A 22,867-nucleotide genomic window follows, 5' to 3' on the forward strand; every position below is an offset into this window, starting at 1 on the left:
GCTCCCGGAAGTCTAACGGATGGTGCCGCCTAGGCTGGAGGCCCGCATCCGAAGGAGAACCGTGAGCGCCAAGACGACGCCCCCACCCGCCCCGACGACCTATCGAACCGCCCCGTGGTCACGCGCCGTCGGCGGACTCATCTTCACCAGCCGCTGGCTGCAGGCGCCCCTGTACCTGGGCCTCATCGTCGCCCAGGTGATCTACGTCGTGGTCTTCGTCATCGAGCTCGTGCACCTCGCCGAGACGGTGCTGCACGATCCGACGCACATCGACGAAGCCGACATCATGCTCGCCGTGCTCGGCCTGATCGACGTCGTGATGATCGCGAATCTGCTCATCATGGTGATCATCGGCGGCTACGAGACGTTCGTCTCGCGCATCCAGGTCGACGGGCACCCCGACCAGCCCGAGTGGCTGAGCCATGTCAACGCCAACGTGCTGAAGGTCAAGCTCGCGATGGCCATCATCGGCATCTCGTCGATCCACCTGCTGAAGACGTTCATCGAGGTCGGCGACATGACCGACGGGCGGGCCGCAGGCACCGAGACCGGGCAGAGCTACACGTGGGACGGCGTGCTCTGGCAGGTCGTCATCCACTCGGTCTTCATCCTGAGCGCCCTCGCGCTCGCCGCGATCGACCGCATGTCGTACCACAAGGTCGCCCCCCACGAGGTGCACGACGGGGTGCCGGTGGCGTACCCGAACGCCCGCCAGGGGCTCGGCGACGACCCGTCGGATCTCCCGGAGCGGGCGCCCGCGACGCCACGCGCCTGAGCCGCTGCGAACGTGCGAGCCCGGTCGAGACACCCGGCCGGGCCCGCGCCGCGCAGGGATGCGAATCGGCACCGACTGCGCGACGTGCGACGCGGCGCCGAATCGACCCGTGAAACGACGAACGCCCCCGCGATCGCGGGGGCGTTGCGCCGTGTTGCCGTTGGTGACCCCAGCGGGATTTGAACCCGCGCTACCGCCGTGAGAGGGCGGCGTCCTAGGCCGCTAAACGATGGGGCCGTGTCGTTCGGAATCTCGTTCCGTTTCCGGCAACTCGAAGAGTATGACACATCTCGCGGGGCGTTTCCAAATCGGGCGCCGACCGTCCGCGCACGGCTCCGAGCGCCCGGAGACGGCCGCTCAGACGAAGACCGACAGCGCTCCCGGCACCACCTCGATGTCGACCGGGAGCGCCCCGAGACGCTCGCCGTCGGCGAACGCGACGACGTCGGATGCCTCGATCCGAACCGACCTCGCGCGCACGAACTCGACCGCGGGATGCTCGACGTGGGTGCCCGAATAGACCTTCGGGAACACCCGCAGCAGGCCGACTCGGCCGAGCGGGTGGACGATGAAGACGTCGAGCGCGCCGTCGGCGAGGTCGGCGTGCGGCACGATCCGCATGCCGCCGCCGATCGACCGGTTGTTCGCCACGGACACGAGCATCGCCCGTTGCTCCCGCCGCACGCCGTCGATCGTGATGACGTACGCGCGGGGGCGGAAGATCAGCAGCTCGCGCACGAGCGCGAGCGTGTAGCGGCTCGGCCCGCGAGGGCGGAGCATCCGGTTCGCCCGCTCGTTGACGACCGCGTCGAACCCGGCCGACAGCACCCCCGCGTACCAGGTCGTGAGCGCACCGTGGCGCACGCGCGCGGCGTCGATGCGGCGCGGGGCGCGGCGCAGGGCGTCGACGAGCACCTCGATCGACAGCGGCGGGTCGTCGAACGGCAGGTCGAGCCCGCGCGCGAGGTCGTTGCCGGTGCCGGCGGCGACGATGGCGAGCGGGATGTCGGTGCCGGCGACGAGGTTCACGCCGAGCGACACCATGCCGTCGCCGCCGACGACCACGAGGCCGTCGGTGCCGAGCGCGACCGCCTGCTCGGCCTCGCGCCGCAGCAGTTCCACGTTCGCCTCGCGGAGCATGGTCACGTCGTAGCCCTCGCGGGTGAGTCGATCGACCACGGCTGGCCCGACGGCGCGGTTGCGCCCGAAGGATGCCGCCGGGTTGACGGCGACGGCGAGTCGCTTCGGGGTTCCGGTCACCCTGCGATTCTGGCAGTCGCCCAGTGCACATGACGCCCGATGCACGTGACGCACGGTGGGCCCGTGCCATCGGCGGCGCCTGCCGCACGCAGGGCCTTGCCATCGGAAGGCCGGCTCGTGTTGGCTCGAGACATGCGACTCACCAAGCTCGAGCACTCCGCCCTCGTGATCGACGACTCGGGGGCCCTGCTGTTCATCGATCCCGGCAAGTTCACGACGCCGATCACCGAGGCCGCGGGCGCGGTGGCGGTCGTGATCACGCACCAGCACGACGATCATTGGACACCCGAGCAATTGCGCCGCATCGGCGACGTGAATCCCGACCTGCGCGTGTTCGGGCCGGCCGGGGTCGTGCGCGCGGCCCGCGAGCAGGGCATCGACGTCGAGGAGGTGCACGCCGGCGACCGGGTCGAGGTCGGGCCGTTCCGCCTCAGGTTCTTCGGCGGGCAGCACGCGGTGATCCACGCGTCGATCCCCGTGATCGACAACCTGGGGGTGCTCGTCGACGAGAAGCTGTACTACGCGGGCGACTCGTTCACGGTGCCCGAAGGAGTCGAGGTCGACGTACTGGCCGTGCCCGCGGCAGCCCCGTGGATGAAGATCGCCGAGGCGATCGACTACGTGCTCGAGGTCGCACCGAAGCGCGCCTTCCCGACCCACGAGATGCTGCTCTCACGCGCGGGCAAGGACCTCTCGAACACCCGGCTGACGTGGGCGGTCGAGCAGGGCGGCGGCACATTCGCGCCGCTCGAACCCGGCGACACGCTCGACTTCTAGTCGGCTCAGCCGCCGCCGCGACCTCCGCCACGGTCGCCGCCGCCGCCGTCACCGCCACCTCCACCGCCGCGGCCACCACCACCGCCGCCATCACCGCCCGGGCCATCCCCGCCGCCGCCGCCGAAGTCACCATCGCCGCCGCCGTCGCCCCAGCCGCCGTCGGCGGGCGGATCGACCTGCGCCGGTGCCGGCTCCGGAGTCTCACTCTGAGGCTCGTCGAGCGGCGGCGTCGGCGTACCCGGACGCGAGACCACCGGTCCCGGCCCCAGTTCGCTGAAGCCGTCGCCGCCGTACTTCGCCGATGCAGCGGACATCACGATCGGCCACATGCGATGCCGTGCGGTCGCGGCCGAGCCGCTGTCGAACCTGACGGCCCGCTGGTTCGCCTCGCCGGTGACGCTCACGACGCCCACCGCGGTGGCGACCTTCGTGCTCGCACCCACCATCCACGTGTCCTTCGCGCCGTCCGTGGTACCGGTCTTGCCGATGAGCGGCACCGACGGAACGGTGTTGCGGTTGGACTCGCCACCGGTGCCGCTGGTCATCACGCGCCGCATGCCGTAGTGCATGCCCGCAGCCACCTCGGGCGAGACGGCCTGGGTGCAGGTCGACTTCGGCGGCGGGACCTCCTGGCCGTCGCTGCCGGCGATGCGGTCGATCGCGACCGGCGAGCACGACAGGCCGTTGTTCGCGATGCCCGCGAACGCGACCGCGAGGCTGAGCGGCGCGACCTCGTTGATGCCGAGCACCGCCGACGGGTACTGCACGAGCGGGTTGCCGTCGGCCCGGTGCACGCCGAACGCCTCGGCCGTCTTCGCGATGCCGCACTGGTCGAGCAGCTTCGCCATGCCGAGGAAGCCCGTGTTGATCGACCCGATCGTCGACTCGAGGGCCGTGTAGTTGGCCCCGGGCTCGTTGGCGTCGTTGCGCGGGTTCCATCCGGGATCGGCGTACTGGGTGCCGAGGCAGCTGTCGCGGAACGCACCCCAGTTGGACTTGCGCCGCGAGTCGACGCGCTCGCTCAAGCCGTGACCCTCGTTCAGCCACTGGGCCAGCGTGAACACCTTGTACGACGAACCCGGCTGGAACCCGCTCGAGCCGCCGTAGTCGTAATCGGTGTTGTAGTTGATGCCCGTGTACTGCGGTTGCCCGTTCACGACCGCCGGATCCTGGCTGTAGGACTTGTTCTGCGCCATCGCGAGCACGCGCCCGGTTCCCACCTGCACGCTCGAGACGACCCCGCCGACGTCCCAGCCGGGATAGGTCTGCGGCACGTTCTCGGCGATCGCGCGCTCGGCGGCGGCCTGCAGGTCGAGGTCGAGGGTCGTGTAGATCTGGTACCCGCCGCGGCGGAAGTTGAGCATCCGCTCCTCGGGGTCCTCGCCGAAGACCGGGTCGTTCTGCAGGATGTGGATGACGTAGTCGCAGAAGTATGCGGCACCGCCGGCGGTCTGGCATCCGGTACTGGGTTCGGTGATCGCCGGTTGCACCGGCGTCGCGATCGCCTCGTCGTACTGCGCCTGCGTGATCTTCTTGAAGTGCAGCATCCGCTCGAGGATGTAGTCGCGGCGCCCGTGGTTGGCGGCGTACCCGTTCGCCGCTCCGTTCTCGGCGTCGTCGGGCCGGTCGAGCTGGAACTTCACCGGGTTGTTGACGATCGCGATCAGCGAGGCCGCCTGCGCGAGCGTGAGGTTCGCGGCCGTCGTCGAGAAGTAGTAGTTGGCCGCAGCCTCGATGCCGTAGACCGTGCCGCCGAAGCCCGCGATGTTGAGGTATCCGAGGAGGATCTCGTCTTTGGTGTATCGCTTGTCGACGCCGATCGCGAGGCGCATCTCCTTCAGCTTGCGATCGATGGTCGTCTCGGTCGCGGAGTCGTAGCAGGCGAGCTTCTCCTCCTCGATGAGCGCGAACCGCTCGTCGGGCGTCAGCGCCGTCTGCTCCTCCTCGGTGAGGCGGCCGAGCGCGACGGAAGCGGCCTCGCGTTCGCACTCCTGCACCCGCACGTTCTTGACGTACTGCTGCGCGATCGAGGAACCGCCCTGCGTCTCGCGGCCGGTCGCGGTCGTCACCGCGGCGCGGAGCGTGCCCTGCAGGTCGATGCCGCCGTGATCGTAGAAGCGCGGATCCTCGCCGGCGACGGCCGCGTCCTTCGCGAACTGGCTGACCTGGTCCCAGCCGACCATGATGCGGTTCTGGTCGTAGAACGAGGCGAGGTGCACCGGCGTGCCGTCGCTGCTCGTCGCCCAGATGTCGCTCTTCTCGGAGAGATCGCCGATCTCGAGGTATCCCGGGAGGTTCTCGAACATGCCGATCGTGCTCGACGCGGTCACGCCGACCACCGAGAGCGCGGGCGTCGCCGCCGTGACGACCAGCGCGCCGGCCGCCACACTCGCCACGACGAGGCCGAGGAACCCGCCAAGCACGCCCGCGGGCGTTCGCGTCTCCTCGAAGTCGCGGGCCCGCTTGTTGCGGAAGCGCCCCGGCTTCACCTCGCCGTCATGCTCGGCATCCATCTGCAGACACCACCCCCAGTTCGCGTTGCGTGTTCAATCGAACCTCAGCGCGACGGAGATGTCCAGCCACCGCGGCGACGACGGGACTGACGAGGATGCCTCGATTCGAGCCGTCTCGAACGGGCGGGCGACGTCGCGCGGCGAGCCGGCGTCACCCGCGCGGCGCGACGTGCGTCGACGGCGCCGGCTGCGGCATCCGTCGCACCGTGCCGGAACGCTCCGCGAGCGGTGCGAGCACGAGAGGCCTCGCGAGCACCCACCCGGCGACCATCACGACCAGCGACCCGGCGAAGACGGCGAAACCGATCCAGTCGTCGGCGTCGCGCGACGCGTACATGTGGTTCAGGTTCCGCAGCGCCCCCGTCGTCAGCACGAGCACCACGTGCACGAATGTGAAGAGCAGGAAGAACAGCATCGTCGGGAAGTGCACCGCGCGCGCCGAGCGCTCGCTCGGCAGATTCGCCCAGCGACCCTGCATCGGCCAGGTCGGCGAGAGCCGCAGGCCCGTGATGATCGCCACGGGCGACGCGATGAAGACGACGGCGAAGTACGCGAGCACCTGGGCGTCGTTGTACGACACCCAGGAGTTCTCGACCGGCCATTCGAGCGAAAGGTACTGCAGCACCACCGAAAGCGCGTTGGGCACCACCGACCAGTCGGTGGGCACGATGCGCACCCAGTGACCGGTCGCGAACAGGAGCACGACGTAGACGACGCCGTTGAGCACCCAGAGGGCGTCGACCCAGAGGTGCAGCCACACCGAGATGCCGAGCCGCCTCGGCGTGCCCTTGGTGCGCGGGAAGCGCGAGGTGTCGCGGGTCCAGAAGGCGGGCGGGCGCTGCTTCGAACGGATGATGAGGCCGGTGCGCACGATCATCACGAGCAGGAACGCCGTGAAGAAGTGCTGCCAGCCGAGCCACGCCGGGATGCCGACCGGCGCTCCCTCGGGCAGGTCGCTGTGGCCGGGGTACTCCTCGATGAAGTCCTGCACGGCCGTCAAGCTGCGCAGGCCGCGCGCGGCGAGGACCGCGACGGCGAGCAGCACGAGCGCACCGACGACGAGCCAGGCGAGCCGTTTCCACGAGACGTTCTGGAACGCGGGGCGAAGGGGCGACGGCACGCCCTCAGCGTGACAAACGGCGGCTGCCGATGCAACTCGACGGATGCCCCGGTGTCGCGAGGTTACCGGCGGTCAGCGCTCGTCCCGGAAGAACTCCCCCAGTGCGGATGCCACGTCCTCGGGCGCCTCTTCGGCCAGGTGGTGACCGGACTCGATACGGCGGCCCCGCACCTCGTCGGCCCAGTCCCGCCAGATCCGGCGGGGGTCTCCGTACAGGTCCTCGAGGTCGTCGCGGCTCGACCAGAGCACGCAGACCGGCATCTCGAGGCGTCGACCCGCGGCGCGGTCGGCCTGTTCGTCGCGAAGGTCGACGGTGAGCCCGGCCCGGTAGTCCTCCAGCATCGCTCGAACGGTCTGCGGATCCCGCACCGCGGCCATGAGTTCGGCGTGGTTGGCGGCGCCCATCTTCGCCGGGTCGGCCTTCGGCCGGTACCACGCCTCGGGATCGGCCGTGATGACGCGCTCGGGGATCTCGGGTTGCGCGAAGAAGAACCAGTGCCACCACGCGGTGGCGAATCGGGCGTCGGCCCGAGCGAGGTGCTCGCTGATGGGGATGGAGTCCATCACGGCCAGGCGCTCGACGAGGTCGGGATGGTCCAGCGCGAGCCGGAACGCGACGTAGCTGCCCCGATCGTGCCCGGCGAGGAGCATCCGCTCGTGGCCCAGTGCTCGGGCGACCGCCCGGATGTCGGCGGCGACCGCGCGCTTGGAGTGCGGTGCGTGGTCGGCGGCGGGAGCCGGACCGCGCGACCGGCCGTACCCCCGCAGGTCGGGGCAGACGACGGCGAACCCCTGCTCGAGCAGCAGCGGTGCCACGCGATGCCAGGTCGCCGACGTGCGCGGGTGCCCGTGCAGCAGGTACACCGCCGGCCCGTCACCGGCGTGGCGCACGAAGATCCGTGCCGCCCCGGTGTCGACCTCGGTGGCGTCGAAACCCTCGAACACGCGCTCGCCCCGGGCGTATCGGCTCAGGGCGTCGGCTTGCCGCCCGTGACCCCGAGCGTCTCGCCGGCGACGTAGCTCGACTCGGCCGACGCGAGGAACACGAATGCGGGCGCGAGCTCGGCCGGCTGGCCCATGCGGCCGAGCGGCGTGTTCTCACCGAACTCGTCGAGCTTCTCGGGCGGCTGCCCGTCGGTGACCTGCAGCACCGTCCAGACCGGGCCCGGCGCGACGGCGTTGACCCGGATGCCCTTCGGCGCGAGCTGCTGCGCCAGCGCCTTGGTGAACGCGTTGATGGTCGCCTTCGTCGAGGCGTAGTCGACGAGGATCGGCGACGGCTCGTAGGCCTGGATCGAGGTCGTGTTGATGATCGTCGAGCCCGGCGGGAGGTGAGGCACCGCGGCCTTCGTGATCCAGAACATCGCGTAGACGTTGGTCTTGAACGTGTCGTCGAACTGCTCGTCGGAGAGGTCGGCGATCTCCTCGACGTAGACCTGCTTGCCGCCGTTGTTCACCACGAGGTCGAGCCCGCCGAGCGCTTCGACAGCGCGCTCGACGAGGTCTCGGCAGTAGGCGGGATCGCGCAGGTCGCCCGGGACCGTGACCACCTGCACGCCCGCGTCCTGCGCGATCGCGGCGACACGCTGCGCGTCGGGCTCCTCCTCGGGCAGGTACGACATGACGACGTCGGCGCCCTCGCGCGCGTACGCGATCACCGTCGCCGCGCCGATGCCCGAGTCGGCGCCGGTCACGAGCGCCTTGCGCCCCTGCAGCCGGCCGCTCCCCCGGTACGTGTCCTCGCCCAGGTCGGGCTTCGGGTCGAGCTTCTGGTCGAGTCCGGGCTCGGGCTGGTGCTGGCGCTTCGGGTCGTACCCGGCGTACAGCTTCGACGGGTCGGTGAACGTGTACTGGTCTCGCGTCTCTCGCGTGCGGTCGCTCATGCGACGACCGTAGATCCCTCCGAGGGCGGCCGGCAGGGCCTTGCGCGGTGCGGTGATCGGGGTTAGCGGATCGCTGGACCCTGGGCCCTTCACGCGAAGCGGTCCGGCATCCGACCTGGTCGGATGCCGGACCGCGGAGTGTCGGCTCGCGCGTCGATCAACCGCGAGTCGACGTGGGCGCGGCGGTGCCCGCCGACCCGCCGCCCGAGGCGTGCTGCTGTGCCGCCTGCTGCGCTTCCGCCTTGACCTCGGATGCCGCGGCCCCGCCCTCCTCGCGGACAGTGCCGACCGCTTCGGCGGCACGCTCCTTGACCGCCTCGGCCGCGTCCTTCGCGGGTTCGCGCAGGTGATCGGCCGCCTCGGCGGCGACCTCCTTCGCCTGGTCGACGAGCGGTGCCGCGGCATCCTTCGCCTGCTGCGCGGCATCGCGCTCGAGCTTCGAGGCCGGGATGAGGGAGGCGGCGAGCAGGCCGGCGCCGAACGCGATCAGCCCCACTGCGATCGGGTTGCCCCGCGCCGTGGACGCGAGCCGGTGCGGCGCGTCGGCGACGGCCTCGCCCGCGTGGCCGAGTGCGGCCTGCGTCGAGTCCGTGGCATCCGATGCCGCGCCCATCACGCGGTCCTTCAGCGAGCCGACGGCCCGACGCATGCGGCGCGTCTGCCGCTCGGCCATCTTGGTCGGCGAGACCTTGTCGGCGAGCGCGTCGACATCCTGGCCGAGTTCGGCCCTGGTGCGCTCGATGTCCTCGCGGATCTCATCGGGATTGCTCATCGGTTCTCCTCATTCCTCTTCAACGTCTCCGGGATCTCCTTGACGGTCTCGACCGTCTGCGGCACCCCCGAGATCTCCTCGATCTGCTTCTTGCCCGTGAGCGCCAGCACGAGCGCGACGACGCCCCAGATCACGGCGACGATCACGGCCGACCAGGCGTTGCCCATCAGGTAGCCGAGCGCCCACCAGAGCGCGATCGACAGGAAGACGAGCGCGAGCATGCCCGCGACGCCGGCCCCGCCGAGCAGGCCTGCACCTCGGCCGGCCCGCTTCGCGGACTCGCGCACCTCGGCCTTGGCGAGCTCCACCTCCTGCCGCATCAGGGTCGAGACGTCGCGGGAGACCTCGGCGAGGAGGTCGCCGAGCGAGGTCGTCTCCGCCTGGCGTTCCGACGGCGTCTGGTCGGGCGACATGTGGCGTGGATCGGTCATCGCGCACCGCCCGTCGTCGGGGTGGTGCCGGGTGCGCCGGACGTGCCGGGTGCGCCGGCACCGGTGACCGGCACGCCGGTCGCGCCGGTGGTGCCGGTGGTGCCGGTGGTGCCGGCGGTGCCGCCCAAGCCTGCTCCGACGGTCGTGGTCTGCGGCGGCACGCCCTCGGTCATCGGCGGCACGGGCGGCGTCGCGAAGCCGACATCCGGCGACGACACGTCGCGCGAGCCGGATGCCCCGACCGTGCGGTCGCGGCCGGTCGCGCCTGCGGAGGCATCCGTCGTCTCGCCGGACGATGCGATCGCGCGTGTCAGGCGACCGACGACGACGCCCGCGCCGACCGCGATGGCGATGAAGACGCCGGGACGGCGGCGCGCGAAGCCCTTGACCTCTTCGAGCAGCGAGCCCGGGTCCCGGTCGCCGAGCCAGCGGGCGGCGGACTCGACGCGCTCGCCCGCGCCCCGGACGAGCTGGGACGCGAACCCGGACTGCTCGGACCGGTCGGCCATGTCGGCGAACTCGGAACCCACGGAGTGGAGGCCCTCGGCCGCCTTGGATTGCTGGGTCGACGCTTGGCTGCGCAGTTCGTCGCCCACCTTGCCGAGGAACTGCTTGGCCTGGCTCTTGGTCTCGGAGGCGACGGAACGCGTCTCCTGCTTCGCGACGTCCACGACGTGGCGGCCGGCGTCGCCGGCGTCGGACGCGAGGTTCGCGGCGTCGTCGCGGAGATCGCCCGTCGCGCGCGGCTGCGTGCCTTGGACGGTACCGCCGGTGCTGGACTGGAATGGTTCGCTCATCGTTGAGGCTCCTCACGGATCTGCGATCGAAGGCGTCCGCCACACGGATGTTGGCGAGCCCCACCGGTCGGTGGGCGTCCACGGTAGGCATCCCGACGGAGGCGCCTGAAGAGTCTTCCTCCGGGAGGATGCGGCGCGTATAATCCCGCGCGAGCCGGCCGCGTGCCGGATCAATCCGACGCGGACTCGAGCGCTGTGCGGGCGGGCCGGGGCCTCCGCCAGCGCGGCTGCACCGGGCGCCGTCCCGCGTCGATGGGCGGCGGGGTCGCCATCGTCGTCGCCTCCCCCGGCACGAGAACGACCACCTCGCCGAAGTGGCGCACCCGGATCGCCGGGCCGCTGGCGAGCCGGTACGTGGTCGCCTCCGGTCGCACGTCGAGACGCAGCGTGTGCCCGGCGACCTTCACGCCGAACACCATCCTCGTCATCGGAGGTGCCAACCTCGGTGCGAAGCTCAACCCGTCGGCCGCGTCGCGCATGCCGCCGAATCCGGCCGCGAGCGCGATCCAGATGCCCGCGAGCGAGGCGAGGTGCAGGCCTTCGGCGGTGTCGTCCCGCAGGTCGTCGAGGTCGAGCGTGGCGACCTCCGCGAGGTAGTCGACGGCGAGGTCGAGATGACCGACCTCGGCGGCGATCACCGCCTGCACCGCCGCCGACAGCGAGGAATCCCGCACGGTGAGCTCCTCGTAGTACGCGAAGGCCCGCGCCTTCTCATCGGGCGTGAACGCGTCGTGGGCGACCAGCAGGGCCAGCACGAGGTCGGCCTGCTTCACGACCTGCTTGCGGTAGAGGTCGAAGTACGGGAAGTGGTCCTGCAGCGGGTACTGCTCGCGCGCCGTGCCCTCGAAGTCCCAGCGCTCGCGGCGCGTGAATCCGGCGGACTGCTCGTGCACGCCGAGCCGCTCGTCGAAGGGCACGGCGACGGCGTCGGCGGTGGCGGTCCACCGGCCGATCTCCGAATCGTCGACGTGCTCGGCCCGCGCGGCCGCCGGGTGACGGCGCGCCGCCTCGGCTGCCGCACGCAGGTTCCGCTGCGCCATCAGGTTCGTGTAGACGTTGTCGTCGACCACGGCGGAGTACTCGTCGGGACCGGTCACGCCGTCGAGGTGGAAGACGCCCCGATCGTCGTGATGTCCGAGCGACATCCACAGCCTCGCCGTCTGGACGAGGATCGGGAGGCCGCACTCCCGCTCGAACCGCTCATCACCCGTGACGCGCGCATGGAGCGCGGCAGCGGCCGCGATGTCGGCGCTGACGTGGAACGCGGCGGTGCTCGCCGGCCAGTAGCCCGAACACTCGCGGCCGTCGATGGTGCGCCACGGGAAGGCGGCCCCTTCGAGGCCCAGGTGCTCGGCCCGCTCTCTCGCCACGTCGAGCGTCGCCCGGCGCCACAGCAGGGCCTGGCGGGCGGCATCCGGGGCGGTGTACGTGAGCACCGGCAGCACGAAGGCCTCCGAATCCCAGAACGCGTGACCCTGGTACCCGGCGCCGGTCAGGCCCTTGCCCGGTATGGAGCGCACCTCGAGCCGGGCAGCGGCCTGGAAGACGTGGAAGAGCGCGAACCGAACCGCCTGCTGCAATCGCAGGTCGCCCTCGATGACGACGTCCGCGCACGACCAGTAGTCGTCGAGCCGGGCGCGCTGGCCGGCGACGAGGTCCTCCCACCCCGCGTGCACGGCGTCGGCGACCGCGGCGTCCGCGCGGTCGCGGAGGGCGGATGTCGACAGCGAGGCAGACCATTCGTGGCCGACGAGCTTCAGCACGTCGAGGCGCTCGCCCGGATCGAGCCTCGAGGTGATGGTGGTGCGGGCGAGGTCCTCGGCGACCTCGACGCGAACATCGGCCTCGGTCGGGGCATCCACGAGGTGGTCCATCGAGACCGCGATGGCGAGTTCGCTGCGACGCGTGCGGTGGACGAGGGTCGCCCGCGTGCCGATCGCGTCGTGCGCGATCGGCTCGAGCGGGTCCTCCAGCACCGCCTTGACGCGCGGATCGTGGTGCACGTCGAGCAGGTCGATGTTGGCGACGACCTCGGACTGCACCGCGACCGTCGCCGCCGAGTCGATCGGCTCGACCACGTACCGCACGGCGCCGATCGAACGATGCTCGAACGAGACGAGCCGAGTCGACTCGATGCGCACGCGTCGGCCCGCGGGCGAGGTCCACTCCACCTCGCGATGCAGCGTGCCCGCCCGGAAGTCGAGGCGCTGCTCGTGCCGGTGCAGCTCGCCACGACGGACGTCGAACGGCTCATCGTCCACGAGGAGGCGGATCACCTTGCCGTCGGGGACGTTCACGACGCTCTCCCCGGTCTCCGGGTAGCCGTAGCCCTCCTCGGCGTACGGCATCGGAAACCGCTCGAAGACGCCGTTCAGGTAGCTGCCCGGGATGCCGCACGGATCGCCCTCGTCGAGGATGCCCCGCCAGCCGAGGTGCCCGTTCGAGAGCGCGAAGACGGACTCCCGCCGCTCGAGCTCGTCGACGTCGACGCCGCTCAGGCCGATGCTCCAGGGGTCGAGGTCGAACGAGAGTGAGCTGCTCATGCGGTGACGCCTCCGGGGTCGATGCGAGTGGGCCGGGCGCTTCGTGCGGCCGGCCGATGTGCCCAGCCTCGCGCAGGCGCCGGTCGCGGGTCGATCCGTTGACGCGCCGCACGGTGCATGGCAGGCCTCCTCAGCCCGTGGCGATCTCGTGCTCGGCCTCGGCCAGGCGGGTGACGGCGGCGCTCGCGCCGACTTAGGCTGGCGCGGTGAGCCGAACGCTGGATGAGGGTCCGTTCTTCCACGGCACGAAAGCCGACCTTCAGGTCGGAGATCTGCTGAGCGCGGGATTCCGCTCGAACTATCGACCCGAAGTCGTGATGAACCACATCTACTTCACCGCGCTTCGCGACGGCGCCGGTCTCGCCGCCGAACTGGCCGCAGGCGACGGCGAGCCCCGCGTCTACGCCGTCGAACCGACCGGGCCCTTCGAGGACGACCCGAACGTGACCGACAAGAAGTTCCCGGGCAATCCCACCCGTTCGTACCGCAGCTCCGCCCCGCTCAGGATCGTCGGCGAGGTCACCGATTGGACACGGCTGACGCCCGAGGCGCTGCAGGAATGGCGCGAACGGCTCGCGGCCCTCCGGGCTGACGAGCGAGGCGAGATCATCAACTGACCCTGCCCGTCACCGGACGCCGGATCGAACCCACACGTCAGCCGGGAGATCCGGGCGCCCGGGTACCTGACGGTAATCGAGCGCCCATCGATGGTCGGCCTCAACCGCGACGGTCCGCCAGAACCGTGCCGCGACGGCGTTGCGCTCCTGGAAGGCGACGGCCCAGGGCCCTGGCCGCCCTGACTATCGGGCAAGGACCCGGTGAATGCAGACAGGTCGTGCTGGAACATCGTCCAGAGTCGTTCGAGTACCGGGCGATGCTCCTCGCCGACGGCGCTGATATCGAGCGGGTTCCGTGAAGTGGTCATACGAGAAACCTCCACCCGTGGGTGGAGGTTTCGGTATCGACAGTGCTGGGGTACCTGGACTCGAACCAAGAACAACTGAATGATGGATCGACCATGTAACTGTCGCCCGCGAGGGCGGGAATTCCGCGGATTTCCGCGGATCTCATGCGTCCATTCTACCGGTGAATACGGATTGATTCGGGCGCATTCTGGTACCGCTCGAGGGGTTTGTGGTTCGTTTGTGGTCAGCGAGAGCGCAGCCCGTTCCGCCGAGCCGAATCCCGCGCGAGCCGCGCGTGCGCATGGAGATTGCGCTGGCGCCGATCGGGTTTCCATCGCTCCCTCAATCTTCAGCGGACCACGAGTACCCGGTGAACGGCGCCCGAGGCAGATCGCCTCGAGCGCCGTTCATCGGGTGTCACGTGCGTCTGCGACGGATCGAGCGAGATAGTGAGCTTGGCGACGTCGAGCGTGTGGCCGGCGCGCACCGCCGCCGATCCTTCGCGCAGCCCGGGGTGCCCGGTTGGTGCCGGCGAGGCCCCGGTCGACATGAATGTTCTCGTCGTCGACGTCGTGCGCCCGGCGTCCGCCGCGTCGTTGTAGTGCCATCATGCGTGTTCGCTGAGAAGCTGGCGCAGCCGATGACGACGGTCGAGCAATCGCGGTGAAGGCACGTTCACCGCGCCCTCGTGCGTGCGGGTCATACGGGAATATGGGAGTGCGAGGATGTGCGATCACCGGCGCACGACTCAGATCAAGCAGGTTTCCCGATGATGGACCGGCTGTCGAGCATCGGGTCCGGTGCTCGCATCGCGCCGCTAGGCTCGGCGACGTGGTGGAGGTGAAGTTCTCGCTGAGTCGAAGCGAAGCCCTGGTGCTATTCGACTGGCTTTCCCGGTTCAACGAAACGGGTGATCCGGCGTTCGCAGATCAGGCTGAGGAACGAGTGTTGTGGGACATCGAAGCTTTCCTGGAACGTCAACTCCCCGAACCTTTCGACCCGGATTATGAACGCCTCCTCGCGACCGCACGCGAGGCCGTCCGAGACTCAACCGCGTAGGCCGTCGCGACCGGGTGGTGGCGGCTCGCTACTCACGTTAGTGGTCGCAAGCGGACCGGCTTGCGGGTGGCGGCTAGTGTGTGGGCATGCCGCGGATCGAACGACTCACCTCGGAAGCATCGAGTGGCGCGCCGGTCGCTCTCGTCCTGCCTGGAGCTGGATACACAATCCAAGGCCCACTGCTCTATTGGCCGGTCCTCGCTCTCGAACAGGCAGGGTGGGATGTGTGGTCGGCCAACTGGCATACCGAAATCACGGATTCGGTTCGGCGCGATCTCGCGAAGTTCATTAAGGAGACTCTCTCGCAGGCGGACGACGTGCTACCCGGCCCCCCAAACGTCGTGATTGGTAAGTCGCTCGGTACGCATGCGCTGCCCTACTTCGTCGATCGTGCTGTGCGCGCGGCGTGGATCACGCCGTTGTTGACCGTCCCGGCAATCGCTGACGCGGCACGGGTCGCCTCAGCCAGCCATCTCCTCGTCGGTGGCACCGCTGACCCTTCTTGGGAACCCGACGCTATCCGCGGCACCCGCGCCGAGATCGTCGTGGTGCCATCAGGCAACCACAGTCTCGAGACCGACGGTGCAGGATGGGAAGCGTCGGCCAAATCTCAGCTCGACGCCCTGGCCCGGGTCATCGCTCACATCCTCTGAAGGCATACAACTAAGCGCCTCCGTACGCCGAACGATCCCCCACTGATTTCGCATCGGTGCGAGGTTGAGACGCTTCCTCTTCGCGGACAAGCCCTTACCTTTGGGTACCTCTCCCCATTCCGTGACCGCGCTCAACCAGGAGAGGATGTGGCCGTCGGACCATGAGTGTGAGAGGGGGTAGGTGATGAGCGTCGCTTCCGATCCGCCGACCAGACGCCGGCTCGTTCGGTGGCCGGTCGTTGCGGCCGGCGCGGCGTTCGGGGCATTTGCGCTCCCCGTCGGCTACGCCGTCGCGGGTGCTGTGGTGCACGTGATCACCGACCTCGGGCTGGTCGTGATCACCGCCGTTCCGACGGTGCTCGTCGCCACCACGGTGCTGGTTCCACGTTGGCGTCCGCTTGCGCTCAGCCTCATCATCGGGACTGCGGCGGGCACCCTGCTGGTGATCTTCTCCTTCGTCGCGGTCATCACCGCGCTCACCTCACTCTTCTCCGACCCTGTCTCGGGGTGATGCCGGGTCGGTGACGCGGTTCGCGCGGGCCGTGAGCGCCCTGCGAACAACCGCTCGCGCCCACCCATTGAGGCTGTCGCCCGGGTCAGCGTTCAGTCAATGCGTCGGCGATCGCCGCGGTGAACGCGGCGGGCTGGTCGACCCACGGGAAGTGTGCGCTGTCGGGCAGCATGGTCACGGATGCTCGCGGGAACAGCGTGACCAGTTCGGCCGCAACCAGTGGCCCGGGCGCGAGATCCCTCTCGCCGATCAGGAACCGCACGACGGCATCCATCCGCAGCACTGCGGCTCTGATGGTCTCGGGGTCGACCTGCCAGCGCCAGAATGCCGCGGCTGCCTCGGGATGCCGCTGGCCGGGATCGGCGTGAGCGGGGCCGCGGTGAGATCGTTCCAGTCCCCGTACGGGAATGGCGACATCGCGAGGCTTCGCTCAGGGGTGAAGCCGTCGCGCTCGATCTCGCGCAACGCGTCGAGTGCGCCAGGGAACCAGGTCTCCTGAGCCCGGGACTGGATGCGCCGTTCCCATTCGTCCTCGGATTCCTCAATGCCGAGCCCTTCGCGTGCTCGGCGTCACGAGGAGGAGCCGTTCGATCCGTCGGAGGTGGTTCGCCGCGTAGGCGAGCGCGACTTCGCAGCCGGCCGAGTGGGCGAGCAGGTCCATCCTGTCCAGTTCGAGGCGGGCTAGGAACGCCTCGAGGACTTCGGCGGTGCGTTCGACCGAGTACTCGTCCGCGCTCGGTGAGCCTCCGGTGCCGCGCGGCTCGAGGACGGCGATGCTCCGATCGATCCGTGGGGCCAGCCCACCGAGATCGGCCAGGTATTCCGCATCCCGATCGGGACCGCCGGGAACGACGACGAGCGGCCGGCCCGAACCCCAGCGGAGCGCGTTCACGGATGCGCCGTCGTGACTCTCGGATCGTCCCATAGGCCCACTCTTGCAGTCGCAGCCCCTGCCGTCATGCCGGGACCGCCCGTTGCACACGCGATGGAGCCGAATCGCCTGCCGCGTCGGACGTTCCGGCGCGCCCCGGACATCTCTCCTTCAGGACCCGATGAACTGGAGGAGTCCATGGAGCTGGACAAACTACTCGATCGAGTGCGGGAGCAGACCCGCCCACCGGCCGACGCCGAACGGATTGCGAGGAGCCTTGCCGCAGATATTGCGCGAGCACCACGCCGATCCCGCCGTCGCCGTGCCGTCGGCGCGGGGATCGGCGTGGGTGCCCTGGTGCTCGGTATGGGCGGAGCGGCGATCGCCGCGGAGTCGAACCTGTTCCCGTGGCTCGACTGGACGCCTGACCGGGAGATGTCGTACTCGGTCGTGCTCGCCGACGGGTCACGGTACTCGTGTCCGATTGCGCTGCGGATCACGCCCGCGGCAGCCGAGAATCGCGCCGGAGGGCTGGGTGAGGGCGCTGAGCGCGCCAGCGTCGACGAGGCGGTCGCAGAAGCCCGCCTGTACTTCGACTCACCCGACCTCGACAGCATCCGAATCGATCCGGTTCGGCTCGCCCAGGAGCGCGAAAAGCTGGAGTCCGAGGCGTATACGTCGCTCGAGTTGAGCGACGCCGATGAAGTCATGGGCGCTTGGCAGTCGACCGTCTCCGACATGGTCTTCACGTATCTCGAGAAGCACGACCTGGACGGCGTCTCCATCGAGGCCGCCGGCACGACCTGCGAGCCCCGGTCATGATCGAGGCGGAGTTCACCAGGCTCGTCGAGGATTCGGCGCCGCGCCTGCTCGCATACTTCGCCCGCCGGGTCGAGCCAGCCGCGGACGCCGCCGACCTGTTGAGCGAGACCCTCACGGTTGCATGGCGGCGCAGGTCGAAGATCCCTGCAGCGCCCGATGAGCAGCTGAGCTGGTTGTTTGGGGTGGCTGCATACGTCCTGGCAAACAGTCGGCGCAGCCGCCGGCGCCAGTCCGCCCTCGTCGCCGAGCTTCGCTCAGCCCTCACCCTGCGCACCGACCACGACCCGACCGAGGCCACCGACCTGCAACTGCTGGTCCAAGACGCGATGGCCGCAATCTCGCCGCAGTCGGCTGAGATCGTTCGCCTCATCCACTGGGACGGGCTATTAATCGTCTAGGCCGCCCGTGTACTCGGCATCACGCCGTCGACCGCGAGGTCGCGGTACGCGACCGCTCGGGCCCGCCTTCAGCGACAACTCGGCGACGCACTCGCGGCAGCTGACGTGCCAGCAACAACAACGCAGTCGTCCCCGGCCATGTCGGTACTGCGGAACGTGATCGGATGAACGCACTCGGGATGAGTCCGAGGGATCCGATCGGACTTTCGGGAGAGGGCCGATGCATCAATCGACGATCTCGGCCCACGTCCAGCGAGAGCCGGGATCGCAGCCGAGGGTGATCAGGGCTCGGACCGCGGCAACGGCGGCGTCCGGAGCTGCCTCCAAGTCGAAGCTACGGACGAGGTTCTCAGTCGGGTACTCTCGCAATGTGTTCGGCTCATGCCATCCTGCCGCGACCAGCTCGGCCTTCTGTTCGGTGGCCATCGACGGCCAATAGGCATCGCTGACGCATTCGACGACGAGCGCGTCCTCCAACCGGAGAAACTGGACGTACCGCACGGGAACTGGACGGCGGCCGCGGCGAGCGAAGAACCCGCGCGGCGATGCGGACGCCTCGGAGTCTGGCTCACTGAGGACCAGCGCCTGGCCGGTGAGGAGCGATCGAAGCCGCCGTTCGAGCTCGACCCGAGTCGCGCCCCATGGATCCGTCATCGGTACGTCGTTCTCTCTGGTCCTCTGGCGCAGGTGGCGGGATAAGTCATCGTTCGCCGCGATCCGGTGTTCTCGTGCGGCGGGTCGGGTTGCGCATGCGCCGGTATGCACCGGCGAATCCGAAGATCGTCAGGATGACTGCGGCAAGGGTGAGCAGGGGGAGTCCGACATCGATTCGCCAGCCGTCCGTCGCGACCCCGAGCATCAGCAACGCCCACAAGACGGCGCAACCGACGAGCGCGAGGACGGCGCAGATACGCACGAGAACATCGCCGCCCTGATCGCCCACCGCCAGGGCCGCTGAGTTCCATGAGCCGACGATCAAGACGAGGGCCAGCCCAAGGATTCCCAGTCCGATCATGAAGCTGAAAGGGTCACCAGGGTCGGATCGGCCCGACAGCACGAGTACGGCGTATTCCGCGATACTGACACTCGCCGGATCTCCGGTGATCCGACCCGTCGTGAACGGGACGAGCAAGCCAAAGCCCGTCAGCGTGCCGGCGACTGCGGCCGTCCAGAGCGTCGTGATGCGCTCGAGCTGCCGCACCCGTCGGTGGATCCCGTCCTCGACCTCGACGTCATCCGCACTGCCCATGTCCACCGTCCCATCCTTCGTCATCGCGCCCACGATACGCCCGGCAGCGCCTTCGTACCTCCGCCGCGTCAGCCCAATGGCGCGTCCCGATCCTCACCGCCCCATTCTTCAATGGCTCCTTTGAACATCGCTTGTATCCCGCACCGCCCGCGGGCGGGCGGGAGGGAGGGAGGGAGCACTCTAAGCCGCGCCTCATTCCAGACATGCGTGAGACGGCCACCGCGGCCGGCTGGGACGAGCGCGACTGCCCGGGCGGGACTCGGCAGGATACGCCTTGGGCATGATCTAAGCCCCTCAGTGAGAGCCCGATCGACCGCAAACCGACGACTCACCGACCGCCCGGATCTAACGAAGTGAACGGCCCAGCCATCCAGAGCAGGAGCATCCGGCGGAGCAACGCGAAGGCACGTCGGTCGGGCCGAGAAACCGATCGCTCCGCTGCGACTCATCCCGGGGTGATCCGCAGTGTGACGACCTGGAAAGGACGCAACCCGAGCTCGATCGTCCCGCCGTCGACCGCGAGATACCGTGACCGCGGTGCGTTCGAGGTGAGCGCATTCTCTAGCAGGTCGACCTCTCGGACCGCGCCGATCGGGAACCCTGCCGTGAAGGTCGTCTGAGCGCGATGCCCGAGCGCCTCGTAGACCCGCACCACGACATCGCCGGAACGGTCGTCAGCGAGTTTGATCGCCTCGATGCGCACTCCGGACTCAGACGAGCTCAGGAAGCTCCAGTCCTGCACCGCCGCGGGGGACGCGGGAACACGAAGGGGAAGGTTCTGCTCATAGCCGCTCGACACGACGTCCGCGATCGAAGCGCCGGGGTGCACGGCGTATGCGAACGAGTGGTGTCCGGCGTCCTGCTGAGGATCCGGCGAGTTGGCCGCCCTGACGAGGGTCAGCCGCACCTCTGTCTCGACCTCGCCGGACATGCCCACCCCCCGTGTGATGTCGTGGCCGTACGTCGCCGCGTTGCTGACGCCGATGCCATACCCGGGCTCGCCCACGTGGACCCAACGGTGGGCCATGACTTCGAACCGCGCGTCATCCCATGAAGTGTTCGTGTGCGTTGGTCTGCGGACGTGCCCATACTGGATCTCCGCGCTGTGATGCTGTGCATGCACGACGAACGGCAAGGAGGCCTTCAACAGCTTCTCGCGCTCGTTCCAGTCGAGTTCCACACCGAGGTGGACCCGGACGTCATCGGCGTGCACGGCAATGGTCTGCTCGACGCGGGAGGTGCCGAACGTGCGCGTCACCTTCACCCGCGCACGGAGGACGCCGTCCTGGACGACCTCAATGCGGTCGCTCGCGTCGAGGTTGCGGACAGTGTGGCGGTAGTGGGCGTCGATGTCCCAGGCGTCCCAGGCGTTCGGCAGGTCCTCGTGCAGCTGCAGCAGATTCGCCACGCGACCGGCCGGAACAAGCTCGCGGCCGTTCACGACATCCACGATCGATGTCACGTGGCCCCTGGCGTCGATGCGGACGCGGACGAGGCCGTTGTCTATCAGGACGCCCTCCGCGTCCTGCACCGCGGCGACCGGGTACCGAGGCGCGACGATCGTGAGGGACGAGATGCCCAGACCCGGAGTGTCGACAATCCCCAGCGGCACGTTCGCGCTGTCCACCACGAGCGAGCGACGTGCGTGATCTGCGGAGTTGGCGACAGCACCCGAGAGGCCTGCCGCATCAAGCCCGCCCACGATCAGTTCCTCGAGCTCACCGAGAACGCGCGCGTAGTCAGCTTCGTTCTCCTCGTGGACCCACTGGATCGATGACCCCGGCAGGATGTCGTGGAACTGCTGGAGAAGGACGGACTGCCACAGCCTGTCCAGCCGCTCGTAGGGATACTCGGCGCCACGGAGGGCGGCAACGCTCCACCAGAGTTCAGCCTCGCGGAGCCGGTGTTCGGCCTCGCGATTGCCGCGCTTCTCGCGCGCGTGCGAGGTGAACGTGCCGCGGTGCAGTTCCAGGTAGAGCTCGCCGACCCACACGGGCGCTTCCGGGTACTCTGCTTCGGCGCGAGCGAAGAAGTCATCGGGGTGTTCGATCTCGACGCGCGGGGAGCCCTCAAGCGACTGCACTCGACGCTGACGCTCCATCATCTCGCGGGTCGGGCCCCCGCCGCCGTCACCGTAGCCGAAGGGCACCAGCGACATCGTCGCATGGCCCTTGTCGCGGAATCGCCGCACGGCGTGGTGCAACTCCGCTCCTTCGAGCGTGGCGTTGTACGTGTCGATGGGTGGGAAGTGCGTGAAGATCCGGGTGCCGTCGATGCCTTCCCACCAGAATGTGTGGTGCGGGAAGGGGTTGGTCTGGTTCCAGGAGAGCTTCTGCGTAAGGAACCAGTCCAGACCGGCCAGGCGCGCGATCTGCGGGAATGCTGCCGTGTATCCGAAGGAGTCTGGCAGCCAGATGCCCCGCGTCTGAACCCCGAACTCGTCGCGGAAAAAGCGCAGACCCTGAGTGATCTGGCGGGTCATGGCTTCACCGCCGGGAAGGTTGCCGTCGGCTTCTACCCACTGCGAGCCGACCACGATCCATTGGCCGCGTGAGATGGCGGCTTTGATGCCATCCCAGAGTGAGGGGTATCGTTCTTTCACCCACGCGTATTGCTGCGCGGAGGATGCCGCGAAGCGGAACTCGGGGTACTGCTCAGCCAGCGTGAGCACGTTCGAGAACGTCCGCGCCGTCTTGCGCCTTGTTTCGCGAATCGGCCACAGCCAGGCGGTGTCGATGTGGGCGTGCCCGATCGCGGAGAGTCGATGGGCGGAGGCGTGCGCAGGCCGTGCGAGGACGTCGGCGAGCTCGCCGCGAGCACGCGCTGCGGTGCCCGCGATGTCATCGAGCTGGAGCACGTCGAGAGCGCGTTCCAGCGCGCGGAGCACCTCATGTCTGCGAGGTTCGGTATCGGGGATCGCTTTCAGGAGCTGAAAGAGAACCTCTACGTCGAAGTGGAGCGCCCAGACCTCGTGCTCGAAGACGGCCAGTTCTGCAGTACGGAACGTGTAGATCGGAGCGACGGGTGCGGTCCGCTTCGTGCCTAAGGCCGTCGGACGGAACCCGTCCTTCAGGATGTCGGGATTGGCTGCGGCCTCCACATAGAAGTGCACGTGCTCGTTGCCCACGGCGGCTTCCGTGACGCGCACATAGCCATTGCGAGGGTGGATGCCCTTGACCGGTACCCCTTCGCTCGTGTGGACGAGTGCTTCTGCCTGGTTGCCGGGCCAGTCGCCTTGAAACCCCGGGTCGAAGAGGAGCTCGACCGTCCTACCTGCCCACTCGGCCGGTACGCGCCCGCGTACCTCGAACCACCACGTCGACCAGGCACGTCCCCACCTATCCCCCGGGGCGAACGGCTCGTAGGTGGCGGCGATCGCCTCGGTCGCGGACACGGGCTCGTCAGGGACCTCCCAGGCGCGAATATCCAGCGGCACCCGTGAGGAGTAGATTGCTGGGGCTATGCGCTCCGCGAGCACACGGAGGATGCGCCCTTCAACGAGCTTCTGGTTCTGATGCATGGGATTCC

Annotated in this window: 22 protein-coding genes and 1 tRNA gene; 8 read left to right on the forward strand and 15 right to left on the reverse strand. The window is 69.1% G+C overall.

Annotated features, from left to right (window positions below; all coding sequences use genetic code 11):
• Nucleotides 1–61 precede the first annotated feature (61 nt).
• A complete protein-coding gene (locus GE115_RS02495; RefSeq protein ID WP_312854829.1) occupies nucleotides 62–775 on the forward strand; it encodes a TIGR00645 family protein in 714 nt (237 codons plus the stop codon).
• Nucleotides 776–936: 161 nt separating this feature from the next.
• Here the strand turns inward: GE115_RS02495 and GE115_RS02500 are convergent.
• Nucleotides 937–1,012, reverse strand: a tRNA-Glu gene (locus tag GE115_RS02500).
• 120 nt (nucleotides 1,013–1,132) lie between these two features.
• The gene (locus GE115_RS02505) at nucleotides 1,133–2,035 is read right to left on the reverse strand and encodes a diacylglycerol/lipid kinase family protein (RefSeq protein WP_312854830.1); all 903 of its coding nucleotides are present in this window, start codon (nucleotides 2,033–2,035) and stop codon (nucleotides 1,133–1,135) included.
• Nucleotides 2,036–2,167: 132 nt separating this feature from the next.
• Between GE115_RS02505 and GE115_RS02510 the strand changes: the two genes are divergently transcribed.
• Nucleotides 2,168–2,812 carry an MBL fold metallo-hydrolase gene (locus GE115_RS02510; protein ID WP_153683178.1) on the forward strand — a complete coding sequence of 215 codons (645 nt, stop codon included), beginning with the start codon at nucleotides 2,168–2,170 and terminating at the stop codon, nucleotides 2,810–2,812.
• 5 nt (nucleotides 2,813–2,817) lie between these two features.
• Here the strand turns inward: GE115_RS02510 and GE115_RS02515 are convergent, their stop codons facing one another.
• The 8 genes from GE115_RS02515 to GE115_RS02550 all read right to left on the reverse strand — a co-directional run bounded on the left by GE115_RS02515 (nucleotide 2,818) and on the right by GE115_RS02550 (nucleotide 12,871).
• Complete coding sequence (locus tag GE115_RS02515; protein WP_153683179.1) at nucleotides 2,818–5,325, reverse strand: transglycosylase domain-containing protein; 2,508 nt, start codon at nucleotides 5,323–5,325, stop codon at nucleotides 2,818–2,820.
• 151 nt (nucleotides 5,326–5,476) lie between these two features.
• The gene (locus GE115_RS02520; RefSeq protein ID WP_312854831.1) at nucleotides 5,477–6,445 is read right to left on the reverse strand and encodes a cytochrome b/b6 domain-containing protein; all 969 of its coding nucleotides are present in this window, start codon (nucleotides 6,443–6,445) and stop codon (nucleotides 5,477–5,479) included.
• Nucleotides 6,446–6,517: 72 nt separating this feature from the next.
• Nucleotides 6,518–7,390, reverse strand: coding sequence for an alpha/beta fold hydrolase (locus GE115_RS02525; protein WP_312854832.1), 873 nt, complete (start codon nucleotides 7,388–7,390; stop codon nucleotides 6,518–6,520).
• A gap of 23 nt (nucleotides 7,391–7,413) precedes the next feature.
• Nucleotides 7,414–8,328: an SDR family oxidoreductase gene (locus GE115_RS02530; protein ID WP_153683181.1), complete on the reverse strand. Its 915-nt coding sequence runs from the start codon at nucleotides 8,326–8,328 to the stop codon at nucleotides 7,414–7,416.
• Between the two features lie 157 nt (nucleotides 8,329–8,485).
• Nucleotides 8,486–9,100: a DUF3618 domain-containing protein gene (locus GE115_RS02535; protein ID WP_153683182.1), complete on the reverse strand. Its 615-nt coding sequence runs from the start codon at nucleotides 9,098–9,100 to the stop codon at nucleotides 8,486–8,488.
• Complete coding sequence (locus tag GE115_RS02540; RefSeq protein WP_153683366.1) at nucleotides 9,097–9,513, reverse strand: phage holin family protein; 417 nt, start codon at nucleotides 9,511–9,513, stop codon at nucleotides 9,097–9,099. Before GE115_RS02540 ends, GE115_RS02535 begins: the two co-directional genes overlap by 4 nt.
• 14 nt (nucleotides 9,514–9,527) lie before the next feature.
• Nucleotides 9,528–10,328: a hypothetical protein gene (locus GE115_RS02545; protein ID WP_153683183.1), complete on the reverse strand. Its 801-nt coding sequence runs from the start codon at nucleotides 10,326–10,328 to the stop codon at nucleotides 9,528–9,530.
• Nucleotides 10,329–10,498: 170 nt separating this feature from the next.
• The gene (locus GE115_RS02550; RefSeq protein ID WP_153683184.1) at nucleotides 10,499–12,871 is read right to left on the reverse strand and encodes a glycoside hydrolase family 65 protein; all 2,373 of its coding nucleotides are present in this window, start codon (nucleotides 12,869–12,871) and stop codon (nucleotides 10,499–10,501) included.
• 206 nt (nucleotides 12,872–13,077) lie between these two features.
• Between GE115_RS02550 and arr the strand changes: the two genes are divergently transcribed.
• From arr to GE115_RS02570, 4 genes are all read left to right on the forward strand, one after another.
• A complete protein-coding gene (gene arr, locus GE115_RS02555; RefSeq protein ID WP_312854833.1) occupies nucleotides 13,078–13,488 on the forward strand; it encodes an NAD(+)--rifampin ADP-ribosyltransferase in 411 nt (136 codons plus the stop codon).
• A gap of 1,119 nt (nucleotides 13,489–14,607) precedes the next feature.
• On the forward strand, nucleotides 14,608–14,835 hold the full coding sequence (locus tag GE115_RS02560) for a hypothetical protein (protein ID WP_312854834.1): 228 nt from the start codon (nucleotides 14,608–14,610) through the stop codon (nucleotides 14,833–14,835).
• An 86-nt stretch (nucleotides 14,836–14,921) separates the two neighbouring features.
• On the forward strand, nucleotides 14,922–15,488 hold the full coding sequence (locus GE115_RS02565; RefSeq protein WP_153683185.1) for a hypothetical protein: 567 nt from the start codon (nucleotides 14,922–14,924) through the stop codon (nucleotides 15,486–15,488).
• A 184-nt stretch (nucleotides 15,489–15,672) separates the two neighbouring features.
• Complete coding sequence (locus tag GE115_RS02570; RefSeq protein ID WP_153683186.1) at nucleotides 15,673–15,999, forward strand: hypothetical protein; 327 nt, start codon at nucleotides 15,673–15,675, stop codon at nucleotides 15,997–15,999.
• An 85-nt stretch (nucleotides 16,000–16,084) separates the two neighbouring features.
• Here GE115_RS02570 and GE115_RS02575 read toward each other — a convergent pair whose 3' ends face one another.
• Both GE115_RS02575 and GE115_RS02580 read right to left on the reverse strand, forming a co-directional pair.
• Entirely contained in the window at nucleotides 16,085–16,261 is a 177-nt protein-coding gene (locus GE115_RS02575; protein ID WP_153683187.1) for an alpha/beta fold hydrolase, read from the reverse strand.
• 279 nt (nucleotides 16,262–16,540) lie between these two features.
• A complete protein-coding gene (locus GE115_RS02580) occupies nucleotides 16,541–16,924 on the reverse strand; it encodes an alpha/beta fold hydrolase (RefSeq protein ID WP_153683188.1) in 384 nt (127 codons plus the stop codon).
• Nucleotides 16,925–17,068: 144 nt separating this feature from the next.
• Between GE115_RS02580 and GE115_RS02585 the strand changes: the two genes are divergently transcribed.
• Entirely contained in the window at nucleotides 17,069–17,692 is a 624-nt protein-coding gene (locus GE115_RS02585; RefSeq protein WP_153683189.1) for a hypothetical protein, read from the forward strand.
• Nucleotides 17,689–18,090 (forward strand): RNA polymerase sigma factor, encoded by a 402-nt coding sequence (locus GE115_RS02590; RefSeq protein WP_153683190.1) that lies wholly within the window; start codon nucleotides 17,689–17,691, stop codon nucleotides 18,088–18,090. The genes GE115_RS02585 and GE115_RS02590 overlap by 4 nt, the downstream gene beginning before the upstream one ends.
• Nucleotides 18,091–18,315: 225 nt before the next feature.
• Here the strand turns inward: GE115_RS02590 and GE115_RS02595 are convergent, their stop codons facing one another.
• The 3 genes from GE115_RS02595 to GE115_RS02605 form a co-directional block, all read right to left on the reverse strand.
• A complete protein-coding gene (locus GE115_RS02595) occupies nucleotides 18,316–18,744 on the reverse strand; it encodes a TY-Chap domain-containing protein (RefSeq protein WP_153683191.1) in 429 nt (142 codons plus the stop codon).
• A 46-nt stretch (nucleotides 18,745–18,790) separates the two neighbouring features.
• The gene (locus GE115_RS02600; RefSeq protein ID WP_153683192.1) at nucleotides 18,791–19,363 is read right to left on the reverse strand and encodes a hypothetical protein; all 573 of its coding nucleotides are present in this window, start codon (nucleotides 19,361–19,363) and stop codon (nucleotides 18,791–18,793) included.
• Between the two features lie 421 nt (nucleotides 19,364–19,784).
• A complete protein-coding gene (locus GE115_RS02605) occupies nucleotides 19,785–22,859 on the reverse strand; it encodes an alpha-mannosidase (RefSeq protein WP_153683193.1) in 3,075 nt (1,024 codons plus the stop codon).
• Nucleotides 22,860–22,867 lie beyond the last annotated feature (8 nt).

This window comes from Agromyces agglutinans (assembly GCF_009647605.1).
Taxonomy (GTDB): Bacteria; Actinomycetota; Actinomycetes; order Actinomycetales; family Microbacteriaceae; genus Agromyces; species Agromyces agglutinans.

Excerpts from the sequence above, each read along its gene's own strand:
- GE115_RS02510 (WP_153683178.1), top strand. The coding sequence starts at position 2,168 with ATGCGACTCACCAAGCTCGAGCACTCCGCCCTCGTGATCGACGACTCG.
- GE115_RS02515 (WP_153683179.1), bottom strand. The coding sequence starts at position 5,325 with ATGGATGCCGAGCATGACGGCGAGGTGAAGCCGGGGCGCTTCCGCAAC.
- GE115_RS02530 (WP_153683181.1), bottom strand. The coding sequence starts at position 8,328 with ATGAGCGACCGCACGCGAGAGACGCGAGACCAGTACACGTTCACCGAC.
- GE115_RS02535 (WP_153683182.1), bottom strand. The coding sequence starts at position 9,100 with ATGAGCAATCCCGATGAGATCCGCGAGGACATCGAGCGCACCAGGGCC.
- GE115_RS02540 (WP_153683366.1), bottom strand. The coding sequence starts at position 9,513 with ATGTCGCCCGACCAGACGCCGTCGGAACGCCAGGCGGAGACGACCTCG.
- GE115_RS02545 (WP_153683183.1), bottom strand. The coding sequence starts at position 10,328 with ATGAGCGAACCATTCCAGTCCAGCACCGGCGGTACCGTCCAAGGCACG.
- GE115_RS02550 (WP_153683184.1), bottom strand. The coding sequence starts at position 12,871 with ATGAGCAGCTCACTCTCGTTCGACCTCGACCCCTGGAGCATCGGCCTG.
- GE115_RS02565 (WP_153683185.1), top strand. The coding sequence starts at position 14,922 with ATGCCGCGGATCGAACGACTCACCTCGGAAGCATCGAGTGGCGCGCCG.
- GE115_RS02570 (WP_153683186.1), top strand. The coding sequence starts at position 15,673 with ATGAGCGTCGCTTCCGATCCGCCGACCAGACGCCGGCTCGTTCGGTGG.
- GE115_RS02580 (WP_153683188.1), bottom strand. The coding sequence starts at position 16,924 with ATGGGACGATCCGAGAGTCACGACGGCGCATCCGTGAACGCGCTCCGC.
- GE115_RS02585 (WP_153683189.1), top strand. The coding sequence starts at position 17,069 with ATGGAGCTGGACAAACTACTCGATCGAGTGCGGGAGCAGACCCGCCCA.
- GE115_RS02590 (WP_153683190.1), top strand. The coding sequence starts at position 17,689 with ATGATCGAGGCGGAGTTCACCAGGCTCGTCGAGGATTCGGCGCCGCGC.
- GE115_RS02595 (WP_153683191.1), bottom strand. The coding sequence starts at position 18,744 with ATGACGGATCCATGGGGCGCGACTCGGGTCGAGCTCGAACGGCGGCTT.
- GE115_RS02600 (WP_153683192.1), bottom strand. The coding sequence starts at position 19,363 with ATGACGAAGGATGGGACGGTGGACATGGGCAGTGCGGATGACGTCGAG.
- GE115_RS02605 (WP_153683193.1), bottom strand. The coding sequence starts at position 22,859 with ATGCATCAGAACCAGAAGCTCGTTGAAGGGCGCATCCTCCGTGTGCTC.